Origin of the sequence: Kocuria sp. HSID17590, from assembly GCF_003989485.1 — a bacterium.
Lineage (GTDB): Bacteria > Actinomycetota > Actinomycetes > Actinomycetales > Micrococcaceae > Kocuria > Kocuria salsicia.
Genome location: NZ_RBMB01000001.1, coordinates 104583 through 121185, shown reverse-complemented (window position 1 = coordinate 121185; position 16603 = coordinate 104583). Strand labels below are relative to the sequence as shown.

General features: G+C 66.3%; 13 protein-coding genes. 8 read left to right on the top strand and 5 right to left on the bottom strand.

The features are described from left to right. Positions 1 to 2 precede the first annotated feature (2 nt). Genes D8M39_RS00525 through D8M39_RS00505 form a run of 5 tightly spaced genes read right to left on the bottom strand, consistent with a single transcriptional unit; the run spans position 3 to position 9310 of the window. Positions 3 to 965: a PD-(D/E)XK motif protein gene (locus D8M39_RS00525; RefSeq protein WP_161971369.1), complete on the bottom strand. Its 963-nt coding sequence runs from the start codon at positions 963 to 965 to the stop codon at positions 3 to 5. Continuing rightward, positions 962 to 2524, bottom strand: coding sequence for an ATP-binding protein (locus D8M39_RS00520; protein WP_126874171.1), 1563 nt, complete (start codon positions 2522 to 2524; stop codon positions 962 to 964). Before D8M39_RS00520 ends, D8M39_RS00525 begins: the two co-directional genes overlap by 4 nt. Further along, the gene (locus tag D8M39_RS00515; protein ID WP_126874170.1) at positions 2524 to 5949 is read right to left on the bottom strand and encodes a DUF499 domain-containing protein; all 3426 of its coding nucleotides are present in this window, start codon (positions 5947 to 5949) and stop codon (positions 2524 to 2526) included. Before D8M39_RS00515 ends, D8M39_RS00520 begins: the two co-directional genes overlap by 1 nt. Before the next feature lie 11 nt (positions 5950 to 5960). Then, positions 5961 to 8795 carry a DUF1156 domain-containing protein gene (locus D8M39_RS00510; RefSeq protein WP_238693882.1) on the bottom strand — a complete coding sequence of 945 codons (2835 nt, stop codon included), beginning with the start codon at positions 8793 to 8795 and terminating at the stop codon, positions 5961 to 5963. A gap of 56 nt (positions 8796 to 8851) precedes the next feature. Next, on the bottom strand, positions 8852 to 9310 hold the full coding sequence (locus D8M39_RS00505) for a very short patch repair endonuclease (protein WP_256385956.1): 459 nt from the start codon (positions 9308 to 9310) through the stop codon (positions 8852 to 8854). Positions 9311 to 9427: 117 nt separating this feature from the next. On the opposite strand from D8M39_RS00505, the gene D8M39_RS00500 reads away from it, so the two are divergent. The 8 genes from D8M39_RS00500 (at position 9428) to D8M39_RS00470 (ending at position 16587) form a co-directional block, all read left to right on the top strand. Continuing rightward, complete coding sequence (locus tag D8M39_RS00500; protein WP_202975496.1) at positions 9428 to 10561, top strand: DNA cytosine methyltransferase; 1134 nt, start codon at positions 9428 to 9430, stop codon at positions 10559 to 10561. A 220-nt stretch (positions 10562 to 10781) separates the two neighbouring features. Then, positions 10782 to 11360 carry a DUF4396 domain-containing protein gene (locus D8M39_RS00495; protein ID WP_126874168.1) on the top strand — a complete coding sequence of 193 codons (579 nt, stop codon included), beginning with the start codon at positions 10782 to 10784 and terminating at the stop codon, positions 11358 to 11360. Positions 11361 to 11464: 104 nt separating this feature from the next. Next, positions 11465 to 12103, top strand: a complete 639-nt coding sequence (locus D8M39_RS00490) for a YdhK family protein (protein WP_126874167.1) — start codon at positions 11465 to 11467, stop codon at positions 12101 to 12103. 120 nt (positions 12104 to 12223) lie between these two features. After that, positions 12224 to 12607, top strand: coding sequence for a response regulator transcription factor (locus D8M39_RS00485; RefSeq protein ID WP_126874166.1), 384 nt, complete (start codon positions 12224 to 12226; stop codon positions 12605 to 12607). 168 nt (positions 12608 to 12775) lie between these two features. Beyond that, positions 12776 to 13150 carry a hypothetical protein gene (locus D8M39_RS12840; RefSeq protein WP_238693880.1) on the top strand — a complete coding sequence of 125 codons (375 nt, stop codon included), beginning with the start codon at positions 12776 to 12778 and terminating at the stop codon, positions 13148 to 13150. Continuing rightward, positions 13126 to 13563, top strand: a complete 438-nt coding sequence (locus D8M39_RS12835) for a HEAT repeat domain-containing protein (protein WP_371413716.1) — start codon at positions 13126 to 13128, stop codon at positions 13561 to 13563. The genes D8M39_RS12840 and D8M39_RS12835 overlap by 25 nt, the downstream gene beginning before the upstream one ends. Further along, entirely contained in the window at positions 13550 to 15001 is a 1452-nt protein-coding gene (locus D8M39_RS00475; protein WP_094393271.1) for a glycosyltransferase, read from the top strand. Before D8M39_RS12835 ends, D8M39_RS00475 begins: the two co-directional genes overlap by 14 nt. Further along, positions 14998 to 16587: an ATP-binding protein gene (locus D8M39_RS00470; protein ID WP_126874165.1), complete on the top strand. Its 1590-nt coding sequence runs from the start codon at positions 14998 to 15000 to the stop codon at positions 16585 to 16587. Before D8M39_RS00475 ends, D8M39_RS00470 begins: the two co-directional genes overlap by 4 nt. Positions 16588 to 16603: the final 16 nt, after the last annotated feature.

The window sequence follows — 16603 nt, the reverse complement described above, 5'->3', positions numbered from 1 at the left end:
ACCTAGTTCCCTTCGACGAAGTCGGCGATGCATTCATGAGGAGTGCCATGAGGCAACCCGGTGACGTCCACCCTGTACTTCACGTTGGAGATCAGGTGTGAGGATGCGACGACCTGGCTGATCCTGTTCTCCGTCAGAGCCGGGAAGTCCGAGGTGACGTGGAAGGCGCGGGGTCGTGAGCGCAGAGCGAGACGAGTGCCGTACAGGCCACGATTGTCACGGACCCACCCGCATCCCTCGAGCAGCTTCCTGAGCTCAGGGGATCGGCTCCCTGCGGTACGCAGCAAGGATTCGCACAGGTCGTCGAGGGACGCGCCTCGTCCTGACCCCACTCGAGTCAATTGGATCGAGAGAAGCCAGAGAGACGACCCTTCGCGGGGCAGGAGTTGGTTGGCCCCGTTGATGACGTGGTTCCGGCGTTCGGACAGCGTCGTCTTGACCTCCAGCTGAACGCTGTTGAGACCGAAATCATGTTCCTCTCCCCGGGGGCCGAGCCAGGAGTTGACTGCGCTGTCCACACCCACAATTTTCATCAGGTGCTCCAATACGAGCAATTCCCCGAACAACCCAGCGACTTGATCATCGGAGAGCCGCCGCTTCCGGGCCAGAAGTTCTTTGAAGGACTCGACTGCCGAGTTGAGCGACACGCGGAAGGACTTGCCCGAGTTCATTCCCTGGTAGACGGCGTACGCCAGGGAGTAGGCTGCCTCGGGATAATCCCCTGCTTGCACGGTCAACACGTATTTTTGGTTGTCATCGTCCAGATCCAATTCAAGACTTCTGAGCTGGAGGGCGGCGCCGGAATCGGACCCATCCATCGGCGCGTGCAACTGGATCCGGTTCTCAGCAGAATCCACCACCACGAGAAATTCTCCGTTCTTCCCCAATAGGTGCGGGTAGCGGGACGGATTTGCGAAGTACTCTCGCAGGGTTTCGTGGGAAAGTTTTTCCGGGTTAGGTCTCATGGTGCTCCTCGGCCTGATCGGGGGTTGCCGCCGTCGGAATCTTCCTGGGCTTTCACAGCCGCCAGGAGGATGTTCTGCCACTTCTGCTGCGTCTCGAGCCATAATGTTCCACTGTTGACCCTCTTGAATTCGCTCCGTGCGAAGAGATAAAGCAGAGTGGTGAGCATGGGGGAATTGGCGGGGGACACGGTTCCGGCGCGTCCCGTGAGTGCCCTCCTGTGTCGTAGGTTCAATCGGAGTGTGCGTCCGTCCATGTCGATGTCGAAGACCTTTTCCGGGTCGAGGACCTCCCAGGACACGTCCATCCCGGGTTGGTCGGGATCGAAACCGAAGTTTTCCTCCATGGCATCGTAGACGGCCCCGGCGATTCCACCGCCCTCTGGCCGTACCAGCAGTTCTTGCCGTCTCTGTCGCTTTCGAGCCTGGGCGGCGGCTCCCGCTGCGGCCTCGAGATATTCGTTGAACGTTCGTCCGGAGTCAGGAGAACGGGACGAGCGAACCGCTTCCACGAAGCCTTGGGTGAACTCGATGCCCTGTTTCTCCGAGTTCAGCCGGACGTGAGGCTGCAGGTCGTGGGTCAACTCGATGGCCACCCGCGCGTACATCCTGTCCGGAGTGGGCTCGTGGAGACCGTTCCATCCGCCGGCCTGCAGGAGACGGTCGTTCCGGTAGATGTAGAAACCTTGACGAGCCATGCCGTCCCTCGTGCCCAGGCAGAACTCCGCTTTCGAGGTGTCGGCACGGGGCCAGATGGCTGCGGAGAGGCAGAAGGGCACACCCTCCACGGTGGAGCAGAGGTCATCGGGAAACCCTGGATGTCCGCTCTTGGGATACCCGAAAGGATCCAGAGGGGCCACGGGTTCGGGAATGCCCGAGTCGTTCACGGCCAGATCGAAATCGTCCAGCAGAATCGTGAGAGTCCCCTTGCGGATGAGGCGGTGGAAGATCATGCCGAGCTCGTTCCCGATCCTGTGCCGAGTCGTGCTGAGCCACCTCCTCGTTTCCTCTGGATCGTCCGCTCGGCTGAACCCTCGGGGCCGCAGCCACTGCACGACCGTCCCCGTCTCCAGGCGAAAGGGAACTCGGGCGTCGTCAAGCCGCGCTGCGGCATCAGCGGGGTCGAAACTCGAGACCCTCGGGCCAGCAGCCGTTCCCAGGTCGTCCGCGTCCAGACCCCGACCGGCCGCCACGCACCCGTCCTTCCGGGTGAAGACGTGCATTTCCGCGGCCTGGCTGAGGGAGGATGCCTTCATCCCCACGCCGTAATGTCCCAGATCCCCCTGTGCGTAGTCACGGCGGCCCCCGTAGACCATGGCCTTCTCCAACTCCGCAGTGGACATCCCCCGCCCGTCGTCCACGACCATCAGGCCCACAGGTCTGTCGGTGTCGGTCAGGAATCGGACGAGCACGTGTGACGCACCAGCGTCCACCGAATTGTCCACGAGGTCGGCCAGTGCGCTGGTGAGTGTGTGGTGGCCGCCCAGGGCCCTGACCACACGAGGATCCGGCGGTACAGAGGTATCGGCCACGGTTCTGGGGGGTCGACCGTAGGTGCTCATCAGCCGTCCTGGAAGTTGGAGGGACGTACACCGATGTTCTTGGCGTTCTCCGTCACGTTGCGGACCGTGCGTTCGTCGAAGCCGTCGATCTTCTTGGCCGAAATGCTGACCCGCACGTCCAGGGCGTCCGGATCACAGGAGTTCAGGTTCTCGATGATTTCCTCGGCGAGCATGTTCATGACCGCGGTGATGTCCCTACCGGGGTGGATCACGATGCTCCCCTCGTAGGAGACGTTCCGGGTCAACTCCCGAGGAGAGGGATCGGTGAAACCTGGAGGCGTGCCGGCCACTGGGTCTTCGGGCCGGGGCGTGTCCGCGGAGTCAAGGCCTTCCGTGTGGGACGTACCGACCTCCTCTGCCGCGGCTTCGGCTTCCTGTCGCGCGTGCTCCTCCCGGAGTCGCTGCTGTTCCGCGATCTCGGGCCGCACCAGCAGGGTGTCGGCCGTGATGGAGTTCGATCGGTGAGCGTTCTCCGCAGGGCTGACCAGGTTCGCGTAGTCACCCGTGGATTCGTCGAAGGCGGAGGCGAACCAGAAGTCCCTGGCATCCACGGCCAGGGTGTCCGGACCTTCCAACCCGTGCGTCATGACCGCCATGCGTCGGAGCCGGGGCAGGTACAGGAACTTGGTGTGTAGATCCCAGAGCTCGGCCACGGAGACGTGGCCACGGTTCCAGACGCGGTGGAGCTCCTTCTCCAGGTAGTTCCGGATCAGGGCGGGGCTGTAGGTCCGGGTGAGCAGGTCCTGCGAGGAACGGAACTTCTCCTCGGCGCGGACCGCCAGGCGTTTCTCCTGGTCGTCCGCCTTGTTGATCGTGATGGTGATGTCGGGGGACCGACCGTCTTTCTGTCGCGGGGCCAGGCACCAGATCCACGTGCCGGTGATCCGGTGGCCCACCCGGGCATTCTCCTCATCCAATCGTGTCCGGGCGGTGCGCAGCTGTTCCTGACGGAGGTCCATCTGCTCGGCTTCGTCGACGATGCTCCGCCAGGCCAGGTGCTCGCGGACAGTGGTGCGAAGTTCCTCCAGGCGGTTCTCGTCGGGGGCCAGGAAGAGGAGCGTGTTGCGGCGCTCCCGTCCGCTGCCGCCCCGCCGGATCGTGATGTCCCGCGCGGCGTCCGTGGCGGCGGACGAGGCGCGGTTGCGGCGGTCGTTGCGGTGAGCATGTTCCGTCCCGAGGACCACCAAGCGGGTCTCATCGCCCTCGGGAACGTCCGCACCGTCGGTGGGGGCCAGGATGACCTGGTGGAACAGGTGGGAGGGGTCGCCCGCATGGAGTTTCAGGCGTCGTACGATCTCCGCGTCCACGTCCTCCCTGCTCAAGGAACCCGCCCGGTCCCGGGCGGTCCTGTTGAGGGAGGGGGAGAGGTCGAGCCAGTGCCGGACGGAGTCGTGGAAGATGTAGCTGGAACGATCCTCCAACTGACTCAGACCGGAGTGGAAGTTGCCGAGCACGTCCCCCGGCACGGCCAGACCGAGGAAGAGCTCGGGCGTGGTCGCTCCCTTGTGCGAGGACTCCACCGTGGCCGCCGACGCCATGAACAAGGTCCTGGCGAGTCTGGTGGCCACGGAGCGCGATCCCAGCACGGGCTTCTCCCGGTCCAGCACCACCGCGTTCGCATCCGGGCCGTCCACGTCGGCGTCGATCACGCTGGACCAGGAGGGGTCGATGTACTGGCGCATCTCGGAGCGCACACGATCAGCGCCCACAGGGACGGTTCCGGGCATGATGAGGGCGGAGCGGTCTCCCTGCTCCACCAGCACGCGCACCACGGTGCTCATGAGCCGCAGAACGCCGCGAGTTCGCTGGAACCGTTCCAGGGTGGACCAGTCCTCGTAGAGCCGATCGAACAATTCGGGGTGGATGGGGAAGGCGAGCCTGATCCGTTCCTCGTAGGAGGCTTCGCGGACCTCCCGGGGGAGTTCATCGGCGTTCTGACGGTAGAAGTCCGCGAACCGCCTCGCCGTCTTGCGGATCTTGCGCCCGGATTCCGCGTCGACCTCCCGGAACAGACGACGACGGACGATCTCGAAGCTCTCGTGGGACGTGGCCGGCTGCCACTGGTGGGCGGTACGGCCCACCACGTTCTCCAACCGCTTGAGGGCCGCCAGCCCGTGGTGGCCGCCCGTCTCCAGGTTGTTGTACGTCTTCTCCTCCCCCTGCCCTGAATCGGATGCCGGGATGGAGACCAACAGGAGAGCTCCTGGCGTCTGGGAGACCGCCTCGGTGAGGGCCTGGGCGAAGGTGAACTGGGTGTCGAAGCTGCCTCCCGGGAGTCCGTCCCGCTCGTGGAGCTGACGGGCGTAGGCCACCCATTCGTCGATCAGGACTACACACGGCGAGTACCGCGCGAGGAGTTCGCGCAGTGCGGACCCGGGATTGGTCGCGGTGGCGTCGGCATCGGCCACCAGCGCGAAACCTTCCGGACCACCCAGCTGCCACGCGAGTTCTCCCCAGAGCGTGCGGACCTGGGTGCCGTCCTCTTTGACGGACGCCTGACCGGGGGAGACCTCGTTGCCCACGATCGCTGCACGCCGGACCGGGAGGCTCCGGCCGGTCGCTCCGGAGCGCTGCAGGATGCCCTGGATCTCGTCGGGGAGCTCCCGGGGCTCCACCCCGGAGAAGAGGTGCCAGACCGCCAGCATGGAGTGGGTCTTGCCACCACCGAAGGTCGTCTGGAGGTTGATCACCGGGTCGCCGTCCCCCGCGCCGGAGACTCGGCCCGCGGCCTGCTCCAGCAGGTCCTGAAGTCCTTCGGTGACGTACGTGATGCGGAAGAAGTGGCGCGGATCCGTGTACTCGGACCCCAGGTCCCCGGCCCCGGTGGCCACGGAGTGGAGGTTCGCCGCGAAGTCGCTCTCCTTCTGGCGGCCGTCCAGCACGTCCTGCCGCGGCCGGAGCACGTGGTGCCACGGTTCGAGGTCCTCGTCCTCGGGCCCCGTCACCACGTGTCGGGTGTCGGCGCGGGCCTGTTCCTCGTAGACGCGGCGGTTCAGGGCCATCCGTTCCGTGCGCACGGACTTGGTCGCCTCGGGGGCGTCCAGCACCGCCAGCAACCGTTCCACGGTGTCGAGCGCTCGCAGCGTGTCGTCACTGCTGAACTGTTCCATGTGGGCCCATCGGTTGCGGATGACCGCCACTTCGTTGAGCAGGTTGCTCTCCGCCCGGGAGAACGTGTCGGAGAAGGGGAAGCCGAGGTTGCCCAGACGCTTGGTCGTGACCCTGAGCATGAGGTGGAGGTCGTTGGACCCGTAGGTCTGCCGGGAGACGTCGCGCCCGGTGGCCTCGTCCAGGGTCTTCTGGATGACCGGCCATTCGTGGCCATCCGGTACGTGGGGGGCCAGCACCCGTTCGACCACGGGGCCGAGTGCTCCCGCGAGCAGCTCCAGGGCCTGGGTCACGCGTTCGCGGTTGGTGGGTGCCATGAGGTTGCCTCTCAGCCGAGGTCGAGGGTGGTCTGGTGGTTCAGGGAGGTGCGGGTGAAACGGTCCGCCACCGCGGTGATCTCCGGCCACGAGGTGGCCAGGGCGTTGAACAGTTGAGCCGTGGCCGAGTCCTTGCGCTTCTCTGCCAGCGAGAACACCAGGAAGGCGAGATCCTTGACGGCCTGCCGGTCCACCCGTCCGTCCGAGCGGGCGATGACCGTGCCCGCGGTTTCGATACCTTCGCCCTCTCGGGTCAGCGCGGTGGCGGTCTGCAGCGTGACCTCCCACAGGGTAACCACGTTGTCCAGGTCCGGCCGGTAGTCCGAAGGGAGGTCATTGGGGGAGAGGAGCTTGACCTCGCCCCCGCCGGCCTTCACGGCGCCGGAGCGCGCGAGCCTCGCCACCGACGTGTTCACAGCCGAGGCCAGCGTCTCGGCGGTGCCGTACGGCGCGGGGGCGAACCCGTTCTGCGCGTACCACTTGACGCACCATCGGGTTTCGGGGTGGAAGTCGTTCTCCTGCTCGTCCAGGACCTCGTCCAGGACGCCGTTGATCATCTGCAGTGCCTGCCGGACGGTCAAGGAAGAACCGTCCGCCTGCAGCACTCGGTCGTAGCGGGAGTAGATGGCCATCCCCGGGCCGATCGCTGCCTGGGGCAGGTCCACGGGGGCGATGGTTCCCTGCTGCATCTCGTACAGGCGGTCGGGCAGCTCCTCCAACAGTTCGTCCCGGAAGGTGCGCTGATCGGTGATCCCCGCACCGTTCGGCCGCGGGCGTAGCGCGAGGACAATCGACGAGGCCAGCGCATTGGTACCCACGGAGAGCATGCGACCGGTTCTCTCCGATCTCATGGGCCAGGTACCCGTGATCTGCCAGCCGTTCTTGACCATCCCCTCCAGCAGTGTTTCCCACCCCGTCGAGGCCGTGCCTTCCTTGTTGGTCTCGGACTGTTTGAAGGCGTAGAACACCGTGATGGGATACTCCGCGCCGGCCGACTCTCGGGCTCGAGCGAAGACATCGTTGAACCCGCGCTCGAAGAACTCTTGGGCGCCAGTTTTACCGCCATGGCGGTAGGGGTTGGCCACGAGTTCCTCATCCTTGGGCACCAGCATGGCTCCGAACAGATCCGGGTGGATCTTGCGAAGGGTGCGGCGCAGCCACACGTAAAAAAAATCAGAGAGGTCTGAATAGCCGATGTTGTCGTAGTACGGGGGGTCAGTGGAAATCAGCATATCGCCGTAGCTTCGGGAAGCCGCATCGGCTTGATCTGCTTTTCCTGCGGAAGAGCCCGAAAAAAGGTCAATGGATTTCGCGATTGCGGAAATCATTTTTGTTAGGCTTCCCGAGGACTTCGCGAATGGGTTTCCTTCCGCGAAGTCCCATGCCATTGGGATGGCCTGTCTGGCAAACAAGTTCCGGAGAATCTCCATTTGAGGGTTGCTCGCCCATGTGGTGAGTGAGGACAGGTAGTCCGTAAGTCGTGACACGCAAAAACCTAAATAGGTTGATAAGGAATCCGCATAAGCGAGGGCTCCGATTCCTCCCTCGGCGAGCGAGTTTCCCCGCGCCATGCCGGATGCTATGGCGTCCTCTAGAACCCGCTCTCGGGCCTCGCTAACCAGATCGGAGAAGGTGGTCAGTGCTATCAGTTGCCGCTTCGTAAAAAGATCTGAAAAAGTGTTCAGACCGTATAATGGAGGGGCGATCCTGCGTAAATCATTCCCCAATTTGTTTGCGGCAAAATCCTTAGCGGGATTCTTAAGCCTTGCGGCATTTTCGTGCTCGCTGTCAGAACCCACATACGTTCGGGTTCTCTGCCCCTGTGCCACTACGGCCATCAATCGCTCACCTATGCGGCCTGCCTGTCCCTCGGATCTGACGTACTTCAGGTCCACGTGGGTACAACAAGCAACGCATTGAGCTCCAAGTCGTCCGACAGTGCCGTCCTCGCTGGCGGAGGGGCCTGCCGCTGGGTTGTGGCCGACGGAGAACTCCACACGCCCGTTTTCCACCCGGGGTACCACATATGCCTCTTTGCCCTTCTTCTTACCCAGCCACCAGGAACGCACCAAAGGCATTTCGATCCCGCAGGCCGGGTTCGGACAGGGAACGGTCCGGGCCCAGATCCATGCGATCACTGGAGCCGTTGAACCATCCTCCAGACGAGCGTCTGGATAAAGATCCCCGATACGACGATGCGCTTCATCGCGCATCCATTCCCCGTAGCGGCGTACGTCCTCGGCTAGTCCTTGCGCGCCAGCCCACGTGGTGCGGGACTCGGCGCTCGGATGGACGGGTCGACGATTCGCGAACTTCGGCGGAATTTCGATCATGGCGCGGTTGATCAGAACGGCCACAGGGTTGAGGTCACTGGCATGAGCTTCGAGGCCGAGCCGCTGGGCTTCGAGCGGGATGGACCCCCCTCCGGCGAACGGGTCCACGATGGGCGGCGGGTTACCGTCCGTGGACTTGAGGATCTCCTGCCGTGCTCGCTCCCACAGGGCCTCGTTACCGAGGTTGTCCCAGTCCGAAAGCTCCGTCATGAGCTGGTGTAGGCGAGCACGCTCTGCCGCGATACGGTCCTCCACCCATTCATCGATCTCATCTGCCGGGACCCCCTGGGCGCGGGCTTCCTCCCGGTAGAGGTCCTCGAAGGACGAAGGGTCGTCCACCAATTGCGCGAAGAGAACGGAGCGCGCGGCTGCGAGAGGGCGGCGGGCCCACCAGAGGTGAAGTGTGGAGGGATGGCCGTGGCGGATGGACTTCTCCCGCGCGGACTGCTCGTTGATGGCCTCCAGAGGAATCGAGACCTCGATGAGTTTGCGTTTCACGGGCTGACCTGCCACGGTGCGGGATCCTTTCGACGGAACGTTCAAGATCATCGTATGTGTGGCCCTCCGCATTACTCCCCAGGACGGGGCCATCGTCGAGCCGCCAGTACGATCCCGTGGACCCTGCGTGCCGTGTCGGTCATGTCCTCGTCCTCCCAGGCGCGGACCACGGTCCATCCGATCGCTTCCGGATGTCTGTCGGTGTCTCGGTCCCGGGTGATATTGCCTGCAAGTTTCTCCACCCACCACGAGGCGTTGTTCCGTGGCACCGTCCCATGAACCGGGCAGGAGTGCCAGAAGCATCCGTCCACGAAGACCGCCACCCGCGCTCCCTTGAACATCACGTCGCAACGACGGCGGGGCAGCCCGGGTAGCGAGGTATCGACCCTGTAACCGAGGCCCAGTGCACGTAGTGCGCGGCACAGTTCCATCTCGGGCTTGGTGTCCCGTCTGCGTTGTCGCGACATCCGAGAGCGCGTCGCGCCGTCGACTGGGCCGTACTTAGGAAGGTTCGGCGGAGGGTGGTGCATCTGTTCATCCTTCCATGTGGGGGAGGTGCGGGAGTCGAGTGGAACGCTTCGGCCGGCTACGATGACCAGTGGGGGCTCCGCTCCCGTTTCTTCCCGTCTCAGAGAGCAGGAGCGGCCGTGCTCGACGTGGTCCGTGTGATCGACCTCTTCACCGGCGCCGGTGGCCTCACTCAAGGGTGGCACCAGGCGGCTGATGCCCGGGGTATGGCCACGCGAACGGTTGCGGCCGTCGAGTTCGATGCCGCGGCCTCGGCGACGTACCGGGCCAATTTCGGGCCCGAAGGCCAATACGTGGGGCCCATCGAGGCCTGGTTGACGGATGAAGAAGTGCCCTCGGCGGACGTCATCATCGGAGGCCCCCCGTGTCAGGGATTCTCCGCTCTGGGGCGTCGGGACATCCACGACGAGCGTAACTTCCTGTGGGAGAAGTATGCCGAGGTCATCCGGGCTTCGGAGCCCCGGTACTTCGTCCTCGAGAACGTTCGTCCTTTCCTGAAGTCGCCCCAATTCTCGGCCTTGGAGCGAGCAACTGCGCCGGATGAAATCCTCCAAGATTACGAGCTGGAGGCCCTGGATCTGTCGGCAGCGGACTACGGTACCGCTCAGAACCGGCGCCGCGCCGTGGTGATCGGCAGACGCAGGGGCCTACCCCCTCTCGGGGCTCCCCGGAAGACCCATGAAGGACATTGGCGGAGCGTGCGTGATGCGTTCAGGGGGGTACCGTCCGAGGTGAAGGGCACGGACCTGCCCAAGATGACCACTCCAGGCTTGGAGCCATGCGCGAAGATCCCCGGACCGTTCACGTCCCGGCAGCTGCACCTGGGGCGCAACTACTCCGACCTCTCCTTGGAACGATTCAGAGCCATTCCACCAGGAGGCAACAGGTTCGACATACCGGATGATCTTCTGGCGCGGTGTTGGCGGGACCACAGGTCCGGGGCCGCGGACGTGATGGGGCGGCTGAGATGGGATGACCCGTCAGTGACCATTCGTACCGAGTTCTTCAAACCGGAAAAGGGACGCTACCTGCACCCCGAAGCCGACCGGGCGATCACCCATTTCGAAGCAGCGCGCCTCCAAGGATTCCCCGACGACTTCCTTTGGTGCGGCTCCAAGGTGGCCATAGCCCGTCAGATCGGTAATGCCGTGCCGGTTCCGCTCGCGCAAGCCGTGGGTGAGCTGGTTCTCGACGGCCTCATTGCCGGGATTCCGGTCGACGAGCTCCCCCAAATCGAGGTTCAGGCGCGGTAGGCATTGCCCGTGCTGCGTCATAGGTAGCCGGCCCAGTAACTCCAGCACGTGATCTGAGTGCCGAGGGTGCCGCCTCACGGTCGTAGGTGGTTCCACGCGGCTGGCGTGGAACGCCTTCTTCCACTGGCCGATCGTGGAGATCAACATGCCCACGAGCGGGTGTATGGAAGCGATCAACGCCTCATGCAAAAATACCCCCCTAGGGTATATGCTCGATGGCATGAGCACGCCCACCACCACCCACTCCACCGATCACCCCGACCCCCACGCGGGTCACGACATGTCCAACATGGCCGCCAGCGCCACCCTCCACTGCCTCACCGGCTGCTCCATCGGCGAGATCCTCGGCCTGATCCTGGCCACCGTGTTCGGGTGGGGCAACGTCACCAGCACCGCCGTGGCCATCGCCCTGGCCTTCGTGTTCGGCTATGCCCTGTCCTCCCTGCCCCTGCTGCGCGCCGGCATCAGCGTGGGTCGGGCCCTGCGCCTCGTGCTCGCCGCGGACACCGTCTCCATCCTCACCATGGAGGTCGTGGACAACCTCGTCATGTGGCTGGTTCCCGGCGCCATGGATGCTGGCCTGCTGGACGCCCTCTTCTGGGGCTCCATGGCCCTGTCCCTCGTGATCGCGTACTTCGCGGCGTATCCGGTGAACAAGGCTCTGCTGCACCGCGGCAAGGGCCACGCCATCACCCACCACGCCTCCGGTGGTGGCCCCATGGACAACCGCCCCCTGGCGTACGGCATCAGCGCGTTCATGCTGGGCGGCTTCGTCGCCTCCCTCGGCACCCTCTTGTAGGGAACCACCACAGCGGGGCCCCGCTGCCACCGCGCATTCCCACCAGAAACCCGCCCGCACCGGGGTCCAGCAACCCGGGCGGGCCCCCAGAAAGGATCCGTCTCATGCGTCGACTTCCCCTCACCCTCGCCGGCCTCGCCATCCTGGTGACCGCCACCGCCTGCTCCGCCGGTTCCGATTCCGCGGACCACTCCGCCCACGAGGGCCACGAGACCAGCGCGAGCTCCAGTGCGACGAGCCAGGCGGCGTCGCCGCCCGCGAGTGGCACGCCCAGTGCGAGCCAGGGTGGGCACGAGCACAGCCAGGAGCACATGCACGCCATGGACGGAGGCCCCGCCCCGGAGGGCATCGCCGCCGCGGAGAAGCCCACCTACCCCGTGGGCACGCAGGTCACGCTGACCACTGACCACATGGAGGGCATGAGGGGCGCCCCGGCCACCGTGGTGGGCGCCTACAAGACCGTGGCCTACGCCGTGAACTACACCCCCACGGACGGTGGGCCCGAGGTCATCAACCACAAGTGGGTGGTCCAGGAGGAGCTCCAGGGCGCCGGTTCGGAGCGCCTCGCGGACGGGACCGAGGTCACCATCGAGGCGGACCACATGCCCGGCATGAAGGGCGCCACGGGCACCGTTGCCTCCTCCACCACCCAGACCGTCTACATGGTGGACTACAAGGCGGACGGCATGACCATGACCAACCACAAGTGGGTCGTGGAGAAGGAGATGAAGCCCCGCGGCTGATTCCACCGGGCGAGGTGTCATCTCCCGCCAACCTGTATGTCTTCGAATACTCTTGGCCTCATCTCCTCCGCTGCTGCGGATTCGGAGCGTGTCCATCCCCCAGACACACGGAGCGCCCTCGTGAGCCCTGAGCACCCGTCCGTCCTCGTTGCGGACGACGACCCCGACATCCGCGACCTCGTGGTCTTCAAACTGCAGCAGGCGGGATACGAGGTCCGGGCGGTGGAGGACGGCACCGCTGCGCTGAGCGCGCTGGAGGACGGCATCCCGGACGTCGTGGTGCTGGACGTCATGATGCCCGGACTCAGCGGACTGGACGTGCTGCGCCAGATCCGTGCCACCGAGGCTCTTAAACACCTCAAAGTGGTCCTGCTGACCGCCCGGGCCAGGGACACGGACGTGGACGACGGGTACAACACCGGTGCGGACGAGTACGTCACCAAGCCCTTCAGCCCCCGTGAGCTGCTGCACCGTGTGAACAGCCTCCTCGGCCGGGGGCGATGACCCGCAGTGGCGACCCCCACGGTGGTCTCCGCGCAGCTGCTGTCCTGGGTGCTGTGGGTTCTGGTGTGGGCCGCGGCCCTGCTCCTCGCGACCGTCCTGGGAACGCGTGCAGGCCGGCAGTGACGTGAACGCCGGGACGCGAAGCTGCTCGGTGAGTTGCGCCCCGCAATGCTCGAGGTCGCGTCCGGTGAGGACGACGACGCCTCCGCCCTGCGCCGCCTGACCGCGGTGCCCCGGCGCCGCGTACCGGTGGTGGACCGCGCCGTCTCCCCGATGCTCTCCAAGGTCAGGGAGGAGCCCGCCCGTGCTCTGGCCCGGGTGCTGGACGCCCACGGACGCGCCGAGTGGGCCATCGCGGGGCTCTCCTCCCACAGCGCGGTGCGCCGTGCTGCGCGCGGTGGCGCCGCGGCGTCGTCCCCGCGGACTGCCCAGCTGGGTAGCCGTGGAGTCCCTGTGCGCCTTCGACGACGCAGCGGCACCCGTGATCGAGGAGGCCCACCCTGCACCCGGACCCGGCGGTGCGCCACGTGGCGGCAACTGTGATCGGAGTGCGCCCCGTGCCAGGTGCCGCTCCCGTCGTGCGTGAGCGCCTGGCACAGGAGACCGACACCCGGGCCCTCGCCGCCTTCGTCGGCGCCCTGGGATGGGTGGGGGGAGCGCAGGACCTCGCCGTCCTGTCCGAGCTCGCCTGCCACCGGGACGAGAGCGTGGCGCTCGCCGCCGTGGAGTCCCTCGAACGGCTGGGCCTGCCCGCCTCCGTGGCGGCCCTGGGCCCCCTGGTCGAGGACACCCGGCCCCGGTTGGCGGAGCGGGCCGCGGTGGCTCTCACCGAACTGGGCCCTGCCGGGAGGGAGCGGCTGCTGGGCGCCCTGGACGGGGAGACCCCCGCCGTGCACCCCGCCCACTACGCACTGCAGCTGAGCGCCATGAGAGGGGCCGGCCGTGGAGTGGCTTGAGCTGCTGCGCGGCGCCGTGGCCGGGATCCTGGCGTTCATCGCGGTGCCGGTGCTGATCTACTTCCTGCTGATCAACACGTCCTACCTGGTGATGATCGTCCTGGCGGCGGTGGACTTCGTGGCCCAGCGCCGCCGAATCCCCTTTGCGGGGCGGGAGGAGCTGATGCGCTCCCGCACCATGCCCGGCATCAGCGTGGTGGCGCCCATGCACAACGAGGAGGTCGGCATCCGCGTGGCCGTGGAGTCCTTCCTGTCGCTGCAGCACCCGCGCCACGAAGTGATCGTGGTGGACGACGGCAGCACCGACAACGGCTTCGAGGTGCTGCGCCGGGCCTTCGACCTGGTGCCGGTGTCCCGGCAGATGCCCGAGGACGTTCCGGTGCGGGAGGCACCCACCAGCATCCACGTCCCACGGGACGGGCGGACCCGGTTGACCGTGGTGCGCAAGCGCAACTCGGGCCGCTCCGACTCCATCAACGTGGGCGTCAACCTGGCTCGCGAGGACCTCGTGCTGTTCGTGGACTCGGACTCCATCCTGGACCCCGGGGCGCTGCTGGCGGTGTCTCGGCCCTTCATCGAGGACCCGATCTCCACGGTGGCGGCCGGGGGAGTGATCCGCGCCGTCAACGGGTGCCGCGTGAAGGGCGGGCGCGTGCTGGAGGTCCGGATGCCCGGCAACCCCCTGGCGGACATCCAGGTGATGGAGTACCTGCGGGCCTTCCACCTGGGGCGCGCAGGCTGGTCCCGGATCAACGCCCTGCTGCTCATCAGCGGCGCGTTCGGTGTCTTCCGCCGGGATGCTCTCGTGAGGGTGGGAGGCCTGGACGCCAGCAGCATCGGTGAGGACTTCGAACTGGTCATGCGCCTGCACCGCACGTTCCGCAAACAGCGTCGGCCCTACCGCGTCACCTTCCTCACGGAGCCCATCTGCTGGACAGAGGTCCCCAGCACCCTGCCCGTGCTGCGCAGGCAGCGCGCCCGCTGGCACCGGGGTCTGTGGGAGACCCTGTGGGCCTACCGGGACATGCTCGGCAACCCCCGCTACGGCCGGCTGGGGCTCGTGGCCGTGCCCTACTACTGGCTCTTCGAGCTCATCGCCCCCCTGCTGGAGCTGGCCGGACTGGTGCTCATCGCGCTCGGTTTCGCCCTGGGCCTGGTGACGGTGCAGTACTTCGTGCTGTTCATGCTCGTGGCCTACGCCTACGCCTACGCCATGATCGTGACCCTTGCCGCCGTGACCATCGAGGAGCTGAGCTACCACAAGTACCCCCGCTGGCGGGACCTGGGCATCACGCTGGGCGCGGTGGTCCTGGAGAACCTGGGCTACCGCCAGCTCACGGCGTGGTGGCGCATGGAGGGCTGGGTGGCCTCCCTGCTGGGGCGCCGCCAGCAGTGGGGCACCATGACCCGTTCGGGTTTCACGGAGGTGGACGGATGAGTGCCCGCTTCCCGGCACTGACCCGCGTGCGGGACGGTGTCCGCCACCGCGGGGTGCGCGCCATCCTCATGCAGGTGCTCGCCCTGTTGTGCCTCGCACTGCTCGTCACCGGCGCCACCGCACTGTGGGGACTGCACACGGTGCAGCTGAACGTGGCCGCCACGCGCACCACCATCACACCCCTGATGGATGCCACGCACCAGGTGGAGGCCACGCTGCTGCGCGCCCAGACGGCCGCGCGCGGCTACGCGGTCAGCGGAGACCAGGCTTTCGCGCGGGAGTACGCTGAGGCCACTGCGGACCTCACTGCGGCCCAGGACGTCCTGGGTGAGGTGGCGGCCGGGCGGCTGCCGCAGCTGCGGTCCTTGAACGAGTCCGTGGACACGTGGCTCGGCCTTACCCGAGAACCAGGGAGGGACACCCCGCGGAAATCTCTGGACCTCTCCCGCACGACATCCGCCATGGACCGGGCCCTCGGCACACTGGAGGACGTCCGGGCGGACGCCTCCCGCCTGCGGGAGCAGCGCAGAGCGGATCTGAACCGGTCCATGACCTTGGCCGCGGCCGCCGTGGTGACTGCCGCGATGCTGTCGATCGCGGTGGCGTTCCTCGCCCTGGGTCGCGCGGACCGCGCCCTCGGGGCGCCGCTGCTCGCGCTGCAGCGCACGGTGGCCAGGCAGCGCGCGGGCGATCACGACGCCGTCGCGGAAACCTCCCACGGCGCTCTTGAAGTGGTGGGCCTCGCCGCGTCCTTCAACGCCTTCACCCGCGAGGCCCGGGACGTGGTAGAGCAGCGGGAGCGCACCCTGGAGCAGCTCACGGAGCTCAACCGCCAGAAATCCGTGTTCGTCTCCACCACCAACCACGAGCTGCGAACCCCGCTCACGTCCATCAGCGGCTATGTGGAGATGCTCCAGGACGGGGACTTCGGCAGTGTCGGCCCGGAACAGGCCCGCGTGCTGGAAGTGGTGCGGCGCAACACGGAACGGCTGCGGCTGCTGATCGAGGACCTGCTGCTGATCAACAAGCTGGACCAGGACCAGGAGAACCGCTCGGCGCGCCACCGTGTGCTGGACCTCGCAGAGTGCGTGTCCGGGGTGGTCACCAGTCTCGTTCCCCAGGCCTCGGCGGGCGAGGTGACCGTCCACGCGGACACGGACGGTTCGTGGCCCGTGTCCGGGGACCGGGACCGTCTGGAGCGGGCCGTCACCAACGTGGTGGGCAACGCCATCAAGTTCACCCCGCCCCACGGCGCGGTCACGCTGACGCTGGAACGCACCTCCGGTGGCACGGGAGTCCGCCTGACGTGCACGGACACCGGGATGGGCATTCCCGAGAAAGAGGTCGGGTCCCTCTTCACGAGCTTCACCCGGGCCTCCAACGCCACAGCCCAGCAGGTGCCCGGAACGGGACTGGGGCTCGTGATCATGCGCACCATCGTGGAGCAGCACGGGGGGTCCGTGGCCCTGGAATCGGTGGAGGGGGAAGGCACCACCGTCACGCTGGATCTCCCCCTGGCGACCCAGCAGGGCGAACCGGTGCAGCGGGCCGTGGACGCCGACGCTCCGTGCTATTCTCCTGAATGATAATTATTCTCAAAAA

Bases quoted from the DNA above. Each gene is read 5' to 3' on its own strand.
- D8M39_RS00505 (WP_256385956.1), bottom strand. From the start codon at position 9,310: ATGCACCACCCTCCGCCGAACCTTCCTAAGTACGGCCCAGTCGACGGC.
- D8M39_RS00525 (WP_161971369.1), bottom strand. From the start codon at position 965: ATGAGACCTAACCCGGAAAAACTTTCCCACGAAACCCTGCGAGAGTAC.
- D8M39_RS00520 (WP_126874171.1), bottom strand. From the start codon at position 2,524: ATGAGCACCTACGGTCGACCCCCCAGAACCGTGGCCGATACCTCTGTA.
- D8M39_RS00515 (WP_126874170.1), bottom strand. From the start codon at position 5,949: ATGGCACCCACCAACCGCGAACGCGTGACCCAGGCCCTGGAGCTGCTC.
- D8M39_RS00490 (WP_126874167.1), top strand. From the start codon at position 11,465: ATGCGTCGACTTCCCCTCACCCTCGCCGGCCTCGCCATCCTGGTGACC.
- D8M39_RS00495 (WP_126874168.1), top strand. From the start codon at position 10,782: ATGAGCACGCCCACCACCACCCACTCCACCGATCACCCCGACCCCCAC.
- D8M39_RS12840 (WP_238693880.1), top strand. From the start codon at position 12,776: ATGCTCGAGGTCGCGTCCGGTGAGGACGACGACGCCTCCGCCCTGCGC.
- D8M39_RS00470 (WP_126874165.1), top strand. From the start codon at position 14,998: ATGAGTGCCCGCTTCCCGGCACTGACCCGCGTGCGGGACGGTGTCCGC.